The sequence below is a fragment of the Xenorhabdus sp. Sc-CR9 genome (genome assembly GCF_963897815.1).
GTDB lineage: Bacteria > Pseudomonadota > Gammaproteobacteria > Enterobacterales > Enterobacteriaceae > Xenorhabdus.
In genome coordinates this window covers 1-15,106 of the sequence record NZ_CAWQTY010000167.1, presented here as the reverse complement: position 1 = coordinate 15,106, position 15,106 = coordinate 1, and the positions used below count along the sequence as shown (strand labels likewise).

The following is a 15,106-nucleotide window of genomic DNA, read 5'->3' as shown; positions in this document are numbered from 1 at the left end:
TGGGGTTTTTCAGCGATATTAGAGCAGTATTACTGTGCTACTTTTGGTTGAGTAACAACTTCTTTCGTGCCCTGAATGTTGATAACTACACGGCGATCTGGAGCCAGGCAGTCGATAAGTTTAGCGTGGATTTTAATGTTGTCACAGCTAGAACCAGTAACAGGGCTTTCTTTGCCGCGACCTTCTGCTTGGATACTGCCGGCAGGGATGCCTTTAGCAACCAAATAGTCTACAACGGATTGAGCACGTTTTTGAGACAGTGGCAGGTTAAAATTCTGGCTGCCGATACGGTCGGTGTAACCAATTACCAGAACATTGCCTTGAGTTGGGTCGATATTAGCCAGTTGATTGTAGAGGTTATCCAGTTCTTGTTTACCTTCTTGCTTCAGTGTTGATTTGTTGAAATTGAACAGAACGTCAGAACGCAGAGTGAAGTTCTTGTTTTCAACAATAGGCGCAGGGATCACTGGAGCAGGAGCCACTGGTACAACGACTGGGGCAGCTTCATCTTGACCGAAACGGTAAGAAACACCGACACTCAGCAGACCATTATCCGGGCGGGCACCAACAGAAGTTGCATCACCGATGTTGTTAACCCATTGGTAATCCAGACGGGTTGCCAGATTTTTAGTCAGTGCGTATTCAACACCAATCGCAGCCAGAGGAGAAATACCCGTATCGTGGTCTTTCAGTCTGCGCTGGCCTTTATCACCAGTTCCTTCGACTGCATTTGCATTGTAAGTCGCAGAAGAATCCGCACGCCATACCATACCACCAAGGCGAGTATAAACATCCAGATTGTCCATCACTGGATAGCTTAGTTTAGTGGTCAATTGAATGCCTTGAGCACGGAAAGCACCGTTATTAACGCTGCCTTTATAAGCCATGCGACCTAACCAGTCATAACCCAGTTCAAAGCCCAGATATGGGTTTGCCTGATAACCGACATAGGCACCTGCACCTAACTGACTTTTGTGAGTAGAGCCGTTACCAATGCGGGTATCATAACCATGACCGTAGAAGTTTACGTCATGGTATTGAGACCAACCCAGCTTAGCACCGGTATACCAAGTATTATCCTTTGGAGCTGCTTGAGCAGCAGTTGCGAAAGCTGCCACTGCCACTGCTACTGCGATAGCTGTCTTCTTCATTTTACGCCTCGTTATCATCCAAATAGGCAATTGGCCTTGAAAGCCTTATTATTAGCCATTGGTTAAAATGTTTTGTTAGGTAACTATACTTATCTCAGGAGATGCGTCCTTAAATATAAGGGCGGTAAGTACAATTCCCTAAACTTTGTAAAGTCTACAACGAACTTAAAAAGTTACAAGTACACTGTGATTCATTGCACAGAATTTTCAATTATAGACTGACATAACGTGAATATTTTTGACGAATATTTACAGTTAAATTCATATTAATATGTTGATTTTCACTATAAATAAGAATAACTATCAATTGGTAGCTTATTTTTTATAAAAAATATTGGGATAAATCCTAATTTTCGTCAATGATAGTAATTTGTGTGTATTTGTAATTTACACGGCTGTGATATAAATTGATGTGCCTGATTTTGGGGACGCATAATGAGGCCGAGAGCCATGCCTTTTTGCGCAGCCAATTGTAATTTATTAACTTCATATTCAGACAATTCAGGTAACCAACCCAATACCACACTATAGTTTCCACTTGCCAACGCTTTTTCCATGGCATCGATTGACGCAATGGGATGGATTTGATTTAGCTGGACGACCTTATTTATAGGAAGGCCGGAACTTATTAACCATTGACGGCTTAATCTCTTATCGGGTGTTACCCAAAGTAACCACCTGTCTTCATTTCCGGATCGATGTAATAAAGGAAGAAGGATGTGATTAATGGCAGACTGGTGTTCATTGTATATCAGCTCACTGACCAGACCTTTCACAGTCAGTGAAGAGCTGTGAGAAGGTTTAACAAAAGACAGTTTTTTCACAGTCATTCCAACCATTGCTTTATCTGTTTTATGCTTTTTTACTGTTGTGGTAGCCACTGCTGTTTTCTGCTTAGTGAAATATTCCCACTCTGATTGAGTGCTCATAATATTCCTCACTATGATGAACTGTATATTTATACAGTATAACGCTATTTGATTAAAAGCAAGCCTATTTTTTTCAAAGCGCTTCGCAAAAATTCACAGAAATTAAGATTTTTCCTACTTAACGATTGGCAGTTGGAAATAGTTTGCGTATGGTTTTAATTAATTGTTCTTGTTATCTATTTTATTAATAGAAGGCATGATTAAACATTACATTGGAATGTGATTCATGGAGTGATAAAAATGCTTTTATCTGGAGCTCGTTTTGCTCAATTGCAACATGGTGTATCTTCACTGGGAAAAATTAAGAAAAAATCTCAATTTGGTGGCATCGGGCTGCTGATTAATGGTGTTTTATTTGCCATTAGTTCCGATGGGGAACTTTATTTACGAGGGAATAGTCACGCTGAGGTATTATTTAGAGCGAGAGGGATGGAAAAATTTATTTATTCAAAAAGAGGGATACCTGTTGCTTTGCGTTATTACCGTGTTAATGAATCACTTTGGCAAGATCAAAAACAATTGTTTGAATATGTGAATCTGGCTTATATCTATACTAGAGAAGAAATTATTGATAGACAGAAAATGCCGCTCAGACTAAAAGATCTTCCTAATTTAGGGATAGTATTAGAGAGACAATTATGGAAAGTTGGTATTTCTAAAGTAGAAGAATTACGGATGTTAGGAGCAAAAGCAACTTATCTAAAATTACAGCAGCACAGGAAAAAAACAAATGTCAGTTTACTGCTTGCTTTAGCAGGTGCAATAGAAGGATGTCATGTCGCAGTATTACCAGAGCAATTACGTGATGAATTAATCAGTTGGCATAGTGAATTAATTCACCAGAATTCAGATTACCGCTCGTAATGAGTGATATTTGATGAATAGGGGCATTGGCCCCTATTGCTTGTAAATTTAGCATTCGTATTTAATGAAAATGTTAATAACTTTGTCGTGTATTTCTTCTGATTTTAGAATAGATAATCGTTCTCTGATTCAGGTTTTTTAATCGTGCCAGAGTGTTTTACATGTAACCAATATCAAAAATGCATACTTGTATTGTTAATGTTTATAACCATTTATCTATTTTGTTTTGAATAACAAGGTAATATTTATTTATATCATTATTAGACAATGGATTTGTGATGAAATTCCAAGTTACAGTATGACCAATCAAGCTGTAACTTGAAATATGATAGGTATAGTTTTTTAGTATGGTTCTTGTTCACTAACTTGTTTTATCAAACTCACTAATTCAGGTAAAAGCTCAATCAGTAATCTTACTTGCTGTAACACAAGCTGAGCTTTGCCATTGCTATCAGAAGGGATGAAATTGATCCTTTCAATTAATTGGTTTGCAATGGATTGCACAGAGTTATCATCATTCAGGTTTTGTTTTAATATAGATTCAACATGGGAGATTGCATCGTTGAGAATATCCAAAATTGCAGGATCATTGAGTTTGTCACGATGGGCACCTAATGCAGAAATATAACTCAGCATTGTATGGTTAAGGCATAGCAAACGAAATTCAACCTCTTGAGAAATACGATAGCTTTTTGGCTCCGACGCCATATTTGAGATTACTGATGCTAATTCAGCATCACAATTATGAGCAACACGGCGAGCAATGCGATAATCCAGACTGTTACTTTTACCTTGATGATATTGTATCAAAATTGCATTGAGATAACGGCAATTAGCGCTTACGGTTCGGTTTATCACTTGTGGCAATTGACGGAACTTCCAATCCGGCCAGATGAAACTGACTGCAAGCAGAGCGATACCGCAACCTATCAATGTGTCGATAATTCTTGGTAATGCAACTTCAAAACCTTCACCTAATAAATTAAAACTGAGTAACACTAATAGTGTGATGAATAGTGTTGCATGAGTATATTGGCTGTTGCGAAAAGCAAAGAATAGTACACCTGAAATAACAATCAACACTAATTGCCCTTCGATAGAAGGCACAAAATAAAGGATTGGCAGGCCAAGTAAAATACCTGCCAATGTGCCAGTAACCCGCAGTGCCAGACGACGGCGAGTAGCACTATAGTTGGGCTGGCAGACGAACAAACTTGTTAGTAAAATCCAATAGCCTCTTTGTAAATCAAATAGTTGAATTATGGCATAGCCAGTACATAGAAGAGCAGACATCCGAATAGCATGGCGGAATAGGGCAGACTTTGGCGTCAAATTACTGCTGATCTTAAACCATGCATCCCGCCAACCAGTTAAGGTTTCGTCAGATAAATTCGTTTCTTCTTGTTGTTTGTCGTTTTGAGAAGCGTTTTGGGAAAGAATATGCTGGTCAGAACGAAGTCCTGCCAATTGAGCGTCAATCGCCCGTAAATTTTTCAGTAGATTGTCAAATGCTACAATTTTGGTATCAGCACATTGCTGATTTTTCAAACTCTCTAGGGAACTTTCAAGATAGTTGAACGCATTTTCAAAACGCGGATTATGTTGATATCGCTTATGCAGAATAATCGATTGTGAAACCTGCTCACTCGCTTTAGCCTGCATAGAAAGCAACCGTTGAATACGAAACATAATGTCGCTGTGACGAAAAATTTCCTTTAGTTTTTGATACTGTACATGAGATGAACTGGCGCGCTCATGAATATCTTGAGCAACAAAATAATAATGCAACGTATGACGTGTGCCTTTTTGTCCCCGATCTCCTTTCAAACGACTTAATAAAGAGAGTTTGGCCTGATTGAGTGTTGTTACCAACACACTGTTTGATATGGCAACATCAAACATAGATTGTTTGTATTCTTCGGTTTCAGTATCGGGATCAAACAGGGCGGCTTTGGCGTAAAGGTAAGATGAAAGTTGTTGATAACAGCGAGCCAGATTTTCCTGCAAAGGACGTATCGGAAATATCAGATGACCTGTTAATGTCAGCAAATTATACCAGATTGCGCCGATGAGCAGTAATACTGGCTGCTGATACCAGATAGGAAATATTGACGAGCCAAGCATGGTATAAATGGCAATCAGCAAAGCACCAAATGCGATCGTGGCATAACGTTGCCCTAATGCACCAAGCAAGATAAAGCCACAAGTGGAGATAGCCAATCCAAAAATGAAAAACCACGGATAAGGGAATAATAGTGTAATAGAAGCGGAAGCAACAAAGAAAGAAATTAAGATAATGATAAGGTTATGCAGGCGACCAACCAAGCGATCGTCTAAATCGGTTAATGCTGCTGCCACAACGCCCAGTAGTAACGGAATAGTTATTTTAAGTTCTTCCCCTAGTAACCAGGGAATAAGGGTGGTTCCTGTCAGTGCAAGGAATATACGGATATAATAGAGGACGTGACTGTTATACAGAAAATGGCGGGAGCTGGATAAAACTGTTAGCACAAAATCCCCCTAACAACATTTATGTGATGAAGTAGTTCAACAATTTTCAGGTACGGTACCCACGACAATGGAACTAAAATCAACGCAAATCGGCCAACGCCTCGCTCAGCACCCTTATAATCGAGTGCGTCTACTTAATGCTGGCATTGAAGTCAGCGGTGATAAACACCAGTACCTTATTCCGTTTAATCAACTAATTGGTATTCAGTGTAAGCGAGGGATTGTCTGGGGGGAACTGGAATTTGAATTACCTGAAGGAAAAGTGGTTCGTCTGCATGGTACGGAGTGGCAGAAAACACAGAGTTTTTACCATTATTTGCTCAAAGAATGGCAAAAATGGAGCCTTGATATGAGTAATGTCAGTGCTGATGTTTTGGCCGCTCAAATTAATGACATCAATACAGTAGAGCAACAAGATCGTTGGCTGAAAACCGCAGATTTAGCATCATTGCAGCAACAAATCCAAGAAACATTTCAGGCATTACCCTTGCCATTACAACGAATAGAACAATTTGGGAACTGTCGTGACGATTATCAGTCCTGTCTGGATTGGCTGGATAATGGTAAAAAAGCAATACAAGCCATGAACCAGCACTGGATTGATCGCCGCTTGGTTCAGTATGAGGAGTTTTTCAATACCGTAGAAACATCACCACTTAATCGTTCTCAGTGTCAGGCTGTAATTAATGGTGAAAAAAATATTTTGGTACTGGCGGGAGCAGGAAGTGGAAAAACATCCGTTCTGGTTGCCCGAACTGGATGGCTATTGTTGCGTCAGCAAGCACTTCCTGAACAAATTTTGCTGTTAGTTTTTGATCGTCAGTCTGCCGATGAGATGAATGAACGTATTCAGGCCCGTTTGGGGACAAAAAAGGTAAAAGCAAAAACATTTCATGCTTTAGCATTACATATCATTCAGCAAGGCAGTAATAACACACCCAAAATTAGTGAACTGGAAACTGATGAGCAAAAACGTCGTGATTTTCTTATTCAGGAATGGCAAAAACAGTGCGCAGAAAAAAAATCTCAGGCAAAAGGTTGGCGAGAGTGGTTGGATGAAGAGCTGGGGTGGCAATTACCCGAAGGCGAGTATTGGCATGATAAACAATTGATGGTTCGTTTATCTGTCCGCCTGGAATGCTGGTTAGGTTTGATGCGTATGCACGGTGGTAGTCAGAAAGAGATGTTTGAACAAGCACCTGCCGCTTTTGCCGATCTATTTCAGAAACGCATACGGTTGATGGCTCCTTTGTTGAAAGCTTGGAAAGCAGCATTGAAATCTGAAGGAGCAGTCGATTTTTCTGGTTTAATTCATCAGGCCGTGAATATTCTGCAAAAAGGGCGATTTATCAGCCCGTGGAAACATATCTTGGTTGATGAATTTCAAGATATTTCACCATTGAGAGCCAAGCTATTAAAGACATTGAAGATGCAGAATAAACAAAGCCATCTGTTTGCTGTGGGAGATGACTGGCAGGCGATTTACCGTTTCAGTGGTGCGGAACTAACCTTAACGACAACATTTTCAGCTTACATTGGTGAAGGGGAAGGGAATCAATGTGTGTTGGATACGACTTATCGTTTCAATGATCGCATTGGTGAAATTGCTAATCGATTTATTCAACAAAATCCTAACCAATCGGCTAAACCTCTCAATAGCCTGATAAAAGGTAATAAAAAATCAGTTGTGATTTTATCTGAAGATCAATTGGAAGCATTGCTTAACAAAATGAGTGGCTACGTCACCAAACAGGAGACCATCTTATTGTTGGCGCGTTATCACCATCTTAAACCTGAACTATTGAAAAAAGCGCCTACCCGTTGGCCGAATTTGAAGATTGGATTTATGACAATTCATGCGTCTAAAGGCCAGCAAGCGGATTATGCCATTATTTTGGGGTTGAGGCAGGGAAAGGAGGGATTTCCAGCACCGGTGAGAGAATCTGTAATTGAACAAGTTTTATTGCCACAACCTGAAGATTTTCCCGATGCAGAAGAACGCCGTCTTTTATATGTCGCGCTTACACGGGCGAAAAAACAGGTTTGGTTGATGCAGGAGCCGAAAAATCCATCAGTATTCATTTATCAATTGACGCAATTCGGGGTACCGATACTGCGTAAACCTTAGAATAATACCAGTATCATAAAAACAAGGCGTATTTAATCCTATTGGATATAGCGAATGTTTTTCTAGTAAACCCTTATGGCTATTGACCCACATCAACATTGGTTACAAAAATGAGTTATCAATGACGAGGCAAAATCACTTGCAGAAAGTGAAGGGCTGAACGTTGTAATGGATAGTTGTCCTAAAATTGAAATCCCATGTTTGAGAATGGAGAAATAAATAAGGTAGTGCTTACTTATCCCCTTTGTCTTTCAAGCCGTAAATTTGTTGGCTACATTTTGAAATCCATTGGGTATATATTCACCACCTTATTGGAATAATTCGAGGACAACAATGATAAGAGCGTTTAATTTCGTAGTCGTGGAGCTTGCAATTGACTTCTGATGGATTCGGCTAATTCATCCAAAGAAGGTTGCTCTGGATGATCATCTGATATTTCGTAAGTCAATTGTGCTTCTGCCAGATATGTATGCACCGGCTGACCATCATCACCTTCCATCACAACGTGATACCACGGAGCCGAGCGCAAGGTAGCATTAGATGCAATATCATTTTCCTGCGGTTGTTCTAAAGAATATTCAGCATCAATATCTACAACAACACCCAAATAACCCAGCAGACTGTGCCGTACTTGCTGGCCAATACCGAATTTGCTGGCGATCATCATAGTCACCTCCCAAGAAACCTTGCAATGATTCTTATATATAAGGACAGTAAGGTAAATTTCAAGCGCACACCCGGTAGCCGGAATTTTTGCATGATCCTCGAAATCAAGATAGCGATGTGATCGCTACCTCATATTTTCAGGTTAGCCGCTGCGTATATAAAATACAATACTAAAAGTGGGTTTAACGTTTCAAAGTTCTTACTATCTTAATTTGGGGAGAACCCAGTAATGACTAAATACAGTATTATCATTTATGTTTACGGTCGGGTACAAGGAGTTGGATTTCGTTATCAAACATACCATTGGGCAAAGAAAAACAAGCTGGTTGGATATGTCCGCAACATGAATGATGGCAGTGTTAAAATTGTTGCTTGTGGTAATGATAATAAAATCAATAAATTAACTCAATGGTTGGAGCAGGGTGGCCCACCCGGTTCCAAAATTGATCATTTTCAATCACAGTTTTGTGAAATAGAAGAGATGAATGATTTTAGCATCCGCCACTAACGACGGATGAATAAATCAAATGCATTTAACAGGTTTCGGGAGACCTGCAATCTTTGTTGCTTGTTTTGCAGGTCCCTTGGGAAATAAACGGTAGAGATAACGGCTATTGCCTTTCTCCTCTCCATATTTTTGTGAAATCGCTTTAACTAGCATACGAATAGCAGGGGACGTATTAAATTCTTCGTAAAATCCCCGCACGAAACGTATAACTTCCCAATGCTGTTCAGTCAGATTGATTGCTTCCTGTTCAGCAAGTAAAGGCGCCATATCTTCTTGCCAGTCACTGCTGTTTTTTAAATAACCTTGAGCATCAGTTTTGATCTCACGACCTTGAAATATCAACATAACCTTTTAACCATCTAGTAACAATGACAGCAATTTAGCAAAAATCACCACTATTCCCAAGAAAGATTACAAAAAATGCTGAATAAATAGACCAACAGACAGCAATGTGAGTGATTTGGCGGCAATTGAACAGATAAATGCTTTACATTGATAACAGCGATGTTTATAGTGCTCGACATCGCGGAGGGGTGGCCGAGCGGCTGAAGGCAGCGGTCTTGAAAACCGCCGATGGGAAACCATCCGAGAGTTCGAATCTCTCCTCCTCCGCCACTTATACTTCTCGCAACGTCTCCTAAAGTCTCCTTTTCTTAGTAAAATCAAACAAAAACCAATATCTCCTTATATCAAGGTCTATTGTCGTCTTCCTAAATCTCTACAATTTGTTGTATAGTTTTTTGTATAGAAATTCCCTATACATTTTTTCTATACAATATTGGGTGGTTTATGAAGCTAACAGACTTGGCAATCAAACGAGCCAAACCAAAGGAAAAAGCCTATACGCTGGCGGATGGTAACGGCCTATCTTTGTTAATCGATACCAAGGGCTCTAAAGGTTGGCGATACCGTTATCAATTTGTGGGTAAAACCAAAATGATCTCATTAGGGGTTTATCCGGTAGTAACACTTACGGAAGCCAGAGCTAAACGTGACGAAGCAAGAAAACTGGTTGCTAATGGAATTAATCCAAGTGAAGCCAGAAAAGCAGAAAAAACGGCAGCTATTAATCAAACGGAACACACATTTAAGAATATTGAGCTTGAATGGTATAACAGCCGCAAAGATAGGTGGTCGGTTGGTTACTCCCAACCACTGCATCAATTTCAACTTCCTTTACTGGGAAGATATCCATTTCTATCTGTTGACCGGGAAGGTGTTTATCTTGGTTATCCATTTGATTTGATTGTTAATTATGTGTTAATAGAAAGTATCATGGAAACATAACGCAACCCAACACACTAAATCACTCCCCTTGATATATGATCAGAACTTTCTTAATCTGTGAGATAACGGCGTAATTAATTCACACAGGATGCAATAAAAAATATTGTTTCAATTGAATACTGTTTTAATTGGTTATATTAATGGAAATAATTAACCCGCAGGAGGTCGCGGGTTAAAAAGAATAAATATTTATATTATTTCCTCAAGGTAATCTGGATCATATCGGGATTCTATTTTTATAACGACGTGAAATTCACCCGAATTATCACCAAAAGCTCCTGGTTTATCATTGAATAAAAGTATTAGTTCTCCGTCTACCGGGACCGTTTTATGAAGCACACCATTTCCTATTTTATAGGCGCTGTTTCCGATTTTAGCTACGAGTGTGATGAGTGGTTCTGGCCTTGGATTGGTGGGTATGGAACTCTGAGGTGCTGCCCAGTAATTATTTGGATGACCGTACTTTACCCACCCTTCAGCAACAACAGATATAACATCCCCTTTTTTGAGAATAAGCCCTGTAGGTTGACCTTGTTCAAGTTTAGCAGGAACAGTTCCAGACCAATCGTACATAGTATTACCTCCAATCATTATATTTTGAAAGTGACTTTTATCAGTCTATGAAGGCGGGTTACTTCTCCGCCAGTGAACATCAATCAAATAGGTTCATCAATACTGGAGAATGCGTTTTGGCTAAGCTTGTTTTAACGATTAGGTGAGTTGCATACTTTGATGGCAGGATGACATAAAATAACAAACGGGGGATCAATAAAATCTGTTCTTCTACTGATAAAATTTGGTGTGATAAAGACAATGTTCACCGACCTTCAAACCCCCAAATCACCCATTTGTACAGCCTCCCACACAAGCCCAATCAATTCATTCAACTATAAATATTCATTAATATATTCGGGCTGTCACAGCGGACGGAAGTTAAGTATCACAACTTCCAATATCATAAATATAAGGAAATAGTATGTCTGACGTTATTAAGCCTGAAAACGAATGTCCGTTTAATCCTGAGCAATACGAATGCCACTGTATTACTGCTCCGGTAGGTTCCTTCTCTTGGGCATTGATTCAATTAAAACTACGCAAGCGTGTTGCCCGTTCTGTTTGGGGTGACAAAGGGATATATCTGGCTATTACGCCACGTGTGAATGGTTTAACCGTGGAAGACAGTAGCGCTTATGCGGTCGATGGTGTCGCAGTTGGGGCTAAATACGACTACCTGACACATATTGATCTGCACAATGAACACGGTAACTTTGTGCCTTGGCAGCCGACGCAAGAAGATATGATGGCTTGTGATTGGGGATTTTTTGAAGATAAGGTAAAACTTAAGCCATCAGTTGAGCCAACATATCAATTGAAAGCACGATTAACTGTAGGTGAACATACCGATTCTTCAAATGAGTTTCAATATTGGGGTTATACGAATGTTATGGGAAAATGGGAAGAAATTAGTAATAACATCCCGCTCTTTAAAGGAGTTGCTCACTTCTGTTTGATTCAGCTTGTTGCATCCTCTCGTCGCCATTTTCTTCTTAATAGTAAAAATCTTAATGAAGCGAAAAAACATCTTGGATCGAAAAGATTGGTCGTTAGATGCCTAAGTAAAGAATATGATTTGGGAGTAGCTGAAATAGACAGTGCTACCAATCTATTATATAAGCAACCTGAAAATTCATTGGCATTAGAAGAATTATTTATTGCATCAGTTGATAAGACACTGGAAATTGAATTTAACTTCTTTGATAACTAATTGAAAAAATTAATTATATTTCTATGACAAACATCTCAAGGCTGCGCATTGCGTGGCCTTCTTCATAAAGGACAATCCTCCTCTTTAACCTCCTTGATATCCCTAGTTTCCGTCAGAGAACCGGAAACTAGGGATATCAAGGGGTTGGAGAAAGGCCACGCGATGCGTAGCCTTAAATCTAAATGTAAGGTAGTAAGGTAGGATTAACGCCAGTTGAAGTAGAAGCGCTTGGTTTGGCCTGTTTGCCTCAATATTTCACCTAATTTTTCTATTTCAGCATTATTTTCATACCAATTTCCCCAATAATATTTGCTGTTAGAGTCTTCAGGTGAACTCATACCCAGATTATAAGTTATATTATCCACTGTTATATAAAGAGATTTGTTTTTGAATAAATTTTTCATTTGCTGATAACTTGCATCATTTTCATGAGAACTTATTAATAAGTTAATCCCCGATGCTTTAGATTTATTATTTTTACCCCAGTAAAAAATATCTATTTTTTCGATGGCTTTCTTATTTCTAATTACATTTAAGGTACCAAAAGCGGCTTCATTTCCTGTACTTAAGTATCTATCATCGACAATATATCCCCAATCATCAGAGCTCCCCCCTTGACTATCTCTATAACGTCCAGCGCCTAAAATAAGATCAAATACAAACATACTATCATCCAATTCAAATTCTGGTTTTGGATCAGGTGTTGGTTCCGGTTTAGGTTCAGGCATTAGCTCTGGAGTAGGTTTGGGTTTAGACTCAGTCTCAGGCTTCACTGGCTCTTCTTTCTTTCCCTCTTCTTCCACAAGCCCCCAATCACAAGCCATCATATCTTCTTGCGTCGGCTGCCAAGGCACAAAGTTACCGTGTTCATTGTGCAGATCAATATGTGTCAGGTAGTCGTATTTAGCCCCAACTGCGACACCATCGACCGCATAAGCGCTACTGTCTTCCACGGTTAAACCATTCACACGTGGCGTAATAGCCAGATATATCCCTTTGTCACCCCAAACAGAACGGGCAACACGCTTGCGTAGTTTTAATTGAATCAATGCCCAAGAGAAGGAACCTACCGGAGCAGTAATACAGTGGCATTCGTATTGCTCAGGATTAAACGGACATTCGTTTTCAGGCTTAATAACATCAGACATACTATTTCCTTATATTTATGATATTGGAAGTTGTGATACTTAACTTCCGTCCGCTGTGACAGCCCGAATATATTAATGAATAGTGATGGTTGAATGAATTGATTACCTTTGTGTAATTTCTCGTACAAACTTATAAAAATAACCAATTGAAACAATATCTTTTATTGCGTCCTGTGTGAATTAATTACGCCGTTATCTCACAGATTAGGGAATTTTTGCTCAAATGATTAAGGGGGTGATGTAGTGTGTGCTTATTCTTAGTTATCCAACACATGCAGGATGATTTTTGTAGCTTACAGAGATCACCCTTAAATCCTTTTAAGTACAATAAATTAAAGGTTTTTCGCATGGAAAAGAGATCATCCAGGGCAAACGGGTCTAAATTAGACTGACATAAAACCCATCGTAAGCACTTTCAACATATAGTCATTATCCCATCCCGCTTTCTGGCGCTTGGTTTTCATACCCACTTTAACCGTTTTCTCATTTTTCAACAGGTTAAGCGCTATTTTATTCATTAAAGCAATGTTTTCAGCGGCATGACCACTTCTCAGGCGCTGACTGTCTTCACCAAAACTGACGTCCAGCTGCCAGTGCAACTTTGATGTGGCAGTGTAAATATTGGTTAAGGAGATAAAAATGACATCAACAAAGGCAGGTTCTGCAATATGTGGTTGTGACAATCCAGATGATTGTACACATAAAATTGATATTAAGCTGGGTGATAAAACCATTAGTTATGAGCAATCTGTATTTCCCTATCAGATTCATTACATTTTTGATAAACCAAAGGAAGGTGAAATTCCTCAAGTACCTATAATATTAATTTCTATTAGCAAAGGCTGCATATCTAATAGTCCAATGTGTCCAATTGGGAATTTATATAATGAAAAAAGTCAGCCAATTTCACAATTTTCTCCCAAGAAATCGTATTCAGGAAATTTGAATTATTCCAAAAAAACTGACTCTTTTGCTATCGCTGAAAATAGCCCTATTACCCTTTTGCGCCGTTTTTTAGAAAAAGATTTTTATTTTCAAATAAAGAGAGAAAGTTATTATGTTCAGGTTGATGAATGTGCCGGAAAAGCCTTAGTCGATAAAATATTCAATTTGCCTGAAACTATTAGGCGAATGACGCTTGGAAATAAAGTCATTCTTGGTACAAATATTCATTTATATCTGAATGAAAGCTAGAAGTTCAACGTTGCTATTGGAGTAGCAGAAGAGATCGAAAAATATACCGATGAACAAAGACGGCAACAACAAATAGAAATTAATAGAGCGAATGGATTGCGACATAGAGGCTCACATGGGTGGCGAAGGAACACAAGTCCTTATGAAGTGCGTAATTCTTTAACGATTACAGGAGAAATTACTGCCGAAAAAGGTGCTGAAACACGCAGTTGGTCAAAAGAACTTGAATTTGAATTCAAAAAAGGTAAAAAGAAATTAGGGCCAATAGATACTGCAATTGATGGTATCGGCAAAATCAATAATATGCTTGCATTTGGGCATGACCAAGATAAATTCCGGATAATAAATTTAGATCTTATCTATCCTTTAATTAATATTAGCGGGGGGTATGAGCTTTCACACAGTGACAAGTATAAACTTTTCTTGGATTCACATATTAAGCGCAACACCGTAATGAACGAAGTAAATGAGTGGGCATTCCTTTAAATAATTCATTCGGTGTTTTGTAATCTCTCGTTTTACGAGGACGATTATTCAATCGGTTTGCCACAAGGTTAATCTCCCGTTCTGATACTTTATTAAAATCGGTTCCTTTTGGGAAGTAATCCCTGATTAATCCATTCGTATTTTCATTTATTCCTCTTTCCCAAGGCGAATAGGGATGCGCAAAATAAATTTTTGCCTCTAAATTCTTACTGATCCTCTCGTGTTCAGCAAATTCGAGGCCGTTATCAAAGGTAATTGTTTTAAGTACTCAAGAAAAGTTAATTGCAAATTTGTCGCCATAACCTTTCAACAAAGTATTTAACTCATACTCCATGGTATCCTCAGGGCACGAGCATACTTTGATTAACATTCAGCCAAAGAAAACTTGGGCGCGGTAATCATCACACCAGCTGGCTTTTTTAAGCTTATTTCTTTGGCTTGGTGCCCCGCAATCACATTGCTTGACCAT

The 15,106-nt window shown here is 39.0% G+C and carries 14 protein-coding genes, 1 tRNA gene and 2 pseudogenes; 8 read left to right on the top strand and 9 right to left on the bottom strand.

Annotated elements, in window-relative coordinates; all coding sequences use genetic code 11:
• Nucleotides 1-29: 29 nt before the first annotated feature.
• Entirely contained in the window at nt 30-1,151 is a 1,122-nt protein-coding gene (gene ompA, locus AACQ81_RS08265; protein WP_237385231.1) for a porin OmpA, read from the bottom strand.
• A gap of 356 nt (nt 1,152-1,507) precedes the next feature.
• Complete coding sequence (sulA, locus tag AACQ81_RS08260) at nt 1,508-2,080, bottom strand: SOS-induced cell division inhibitor SulA (protein ID WP_237385230.1); 573 nt, start codon at nt 2,078-2,080, stop codon at nt 1,508-1,510.
• A gap of 240 nt (nt 2,081-2,320) precedes the next feature.
• Here sulA and AACQ81_RS08255 point away from each other — a divergent pair, with 240 nt between their 5' ends.
• Entirely contained in the window at nt 2,321-2,944 is a 624-nt protein-coding gene (locus AACQ81_RS08255; protein WP_237385229.1) for a TfoX/Sxy family DNA transformation protein, read from the top strand.
• Between the two features lie 342 nt (nt 2,945-3,286).
• Here AACQ81_RS08255 and yccS read toward each other — a convergent pair whose 3' ends face one another.
• Entirely contained in the window at nt 3,287-5,455 is a 2,169-nt protein-coding gene (gene yccS, locus AACQ81_RS08250) for a YccS family putative transporter (protein ID WP_237385228.1), read from the bottom strand.
• A gap of 67 nt (nt 5,456-5,522) precedes the next feature.
• Here yccS and helD point away from each other — a divergent pair, with 67 nt between their 5' ends.
• Nucleotides 5,523-7,583 (top strand): DNA helicase IV, encoded by a 2,061-nt coding sequence (helD, locus tag AACQ81_RS08245; protein ID WP_237385227.1) that lies wholly within the window; start codon nt 5,523-5,525, stop codon nt 7,581-7,583.
• Between the two features lie 346 nt (nt 7,584-7,929).
• On the opposite strand, the gene hspQ is transcribed toward helD, so the two are convergent.
• Nucleotides 7,930-8,250 (bottom strand): heat shock protein HspQ, encoded by a 321-nt coding sequence (gene hspQ / locus AACQ81_RS08235; RefSeq protein ID WP_198689250.1) that lies wholly within the window; start codon nt 8,248-8,250, stop codon nt 7,930-7,932.
• Nucleotides 8,251-8,478: 228 nt separating this feature from the next.
• Between hspQ and yccX the strand changes: the two genes are divergently transcribed.
• Nucleotides 8,479-8,757 (top strand): acylphosphatase, encoded by a 279-nt coding sequence (gene yccX, locus AACQ81_RS08230; RefSeq protein ID WP_237385226.1) that lies wholly within the window; start codon nt 8,479-8,481, stop codon nt 8,755-8,757.
• Between the two features lie 15 nt (nt 8,758-8,772).
• Here the strand turns inward: yccX and tusE are convergent, their stop codons facing one another.
• Nucleotides 8,773-9,102, bottom strand: a complete 330-nt coding sequence (gene tusE / locus AACQ81_RS08225) for a sulfurtransferase TusE (RefSeq protein ID WP_237385225.1) — start codon at nt 9,100-9,102, stop codon at nt 8,773-8,775.
• A 182-nt stretch (nt 9,103-9,284) separates the two neighbouring features.
• Here tusE and AACQ81_RS08220 point away from each other — a divergent pair.
• Both AACQ81_RS08220 and AACQ81_RS08215 read left to right on the top strand, forming a co-directional pair.
• Nucleotides 9,285-9,372 (top strand) — tRNA-Ser (locus AACQ81_RS08220).
• Between the two features lie 174 nt (nt 9,373-9,546).
• Nucleotides 9,547-9,904, top strand: a pseudogene (locus tag AACQ81_RS08215) (Arm DNA-binding domain-containing protein); the annotation flags it as partial.
• A 329-nt stretch (nt 9,905-10,233) separates the two neighbouring features.
• Here the strand turns inward: AACQ81_RS08215 and AACQ81_RS08210 are convergent.
• Nucleotides 10,234-10,617, bottom strand: a complete 384-nt coding sequence (locus AACQ81_RS08210) for a LecA/PA-IL family lectin (protein WP_237385224.1) — start codon at nt 10,615-10,617, stop codon at nt 10,234-10,236.
• 403 nt (nt 10,618-11,020) lie between these two features.
• Between AACQ81_RS08210 and AACQ81_RS08205 the strand changes: the two genes are divergently transcribed.
• A complete protein-coding gene (locus tag AACQ81_RS08205; protein WP_237385223.1) occupies nt 11,021-11,809 on the top strand; it encodes a DUF2829 domain-containing protein in 789 nt (262 codons plus the stop codon).
• 203 nt (nt 11,810-12,012) lie between these two features.
• On the opposite strand, the gene AACQ81_RS08200 is transcribed toward AACQ81_RS08205, so the two are convergent.
• Both AACQ81_RS08200 and AACQ81_RS08195 read right to left on the bottom strand, forming a co-directional pair.
• Nucleotides 12,013-12,957, bottom strand: a complete 945-nt coding sequence (locus AACQ81_RS08200; protein ID WP_237385222.1) for a Thoeris anti-defense Tad2 family protein — start codon at nt 12,955-12,957, stop codon at nt 12,013-12,015.
• A gap of 383 nt (nt 12,958-13,340) precedes the next feature.
• Nucleotides 13,341-13,556, bottom strand: a complete 216-nt coding sequence (locus AACQ81_RS08195) for a hypothetical protein (RefSeq protein WP_237385221.1) — start codon at nt 13,554-13,556, stop codon at nt 13,341-13,343.
• A 40-nt stretch (nt 13,557-13,596) separates the two neighbouring features.
• Here AACQ81_RS08195 and AACQ81_RS08190 point away from each other — a divergent pair, with 40 nt between their 5' ends.
• The gene (locus AACQ81_RS08190; RefSeq protein WP_237385220.1) at nt 13,597-14,151 is read left to right on the top strand and encodes a hypothetical protein; all 555 of its coding nucleotides are present in this window, start codon (nt 13,597-13,599) and stop codon (nt 14,149-14,151) included.
• 147 nt (nt 14,152-14,298) lie between these two features.
• Nucleotides 14,299-14,637 (top strand): hypothetical protein, encoded by a 339-nt coding sequence (locus AACQ81_RS08185; RefSeq protein ID WP_237385219.1) that lies wholly within the window; start codon nt 14,299-14,301, stop codon nt 14,635-14,637.
• Here AACQ81_RS08185 and AACQ81_RS08180 read toward each other — a convergent pair.
• A pseudogene (locus AACQ81_RS08180) lies at nt 14,588-14,902 on the bottom strand (IS30 family transposase); the annotation flags it as partial. The gene AACQ81_RS08185 and the pseudogene AACQ81_RS08180 sit on opposite strands and share 50 nt — an antisense overlap.
• Nucleotides 14,903-15,106 lie beyond the last annotated feature (204 nt).

Bases quoted from the DNA above. Each gene is read 5' to 3' on its own strand.
- ompA (WP_237385231.1), bottom strand. From the start codon at position 1,151: ATGAAGAAGACAGCTATCGCAGTAGCAGTGGCAGTGGCAGCTTTCGCA.
- sulA (WP_237385230.1), bottom strand. From the start codon at position 2,080: ATGAGCACTCAATCAGAGTGGGAATATTTCACTAAGCAGAAAACAGCA.
- AACQ81_RS08255 (WP_237385229.1), top strand. From the start codon at position 2,321: ATGCTTTTATCTGGAGCTCGTTTTGCTCAATTGCAACATGGTGTATCT.
- helD (WP_237385227.1), top strand. From the start codon at position 5,523: ATGGAACTAAAATCAACGCAAATCGGCCAACGCCTCGCTCAGCACCCT.
- hspQ (WP_198689250.1), bottom strand. From the start codon at position 8,250: ATGATGATCGCCAGCAAATTCGGTATTGGCCAGCAAGTACGGCACAGT.
- yccX (WP_237385226.1), top strand. From the start codon at position 8,479: ATGACTAAATACAGTATTATCATTTATGTTTACGGTCGGGTACAAGGA.
- tusE (WP_237385225.1), bottom strand. From the start codon at position 9,102: ATGTTGATATTTCAAGGTCGTGAGATCAAAACTGATGCTCAAGGTTAT.
- AACQ81_RS08210 (WP_237385224.1), bottom strand. From the start codon at position 10,617: ATGTACGATTGGTCTGGAACTGTTCCTGCTAAACTTGAACAAGGTCAA.
- AACQ81_RS08205 (WP_237385223.1), top strand. From the start codon at position 11,021: ATGTCTGACGTTATTAAGCCTGAAAACGAATGTCCGTTTAATCCTGAG.
- AACQ81_RS08200 (WP_237385222.1), bottom strand. From the start codon at position 12,957: ATGTCTGATGTTATTAAGCCTGAAAACGAATGTCCGTTTAATCCTGAG.
- AACQ81_RS08190 (WP_237385220.1), top strand. From the start codon at position 13,597: ATGACATCAACAAAGGCAGGTTCTGCAATATGTGGTTGTGACAATCCA.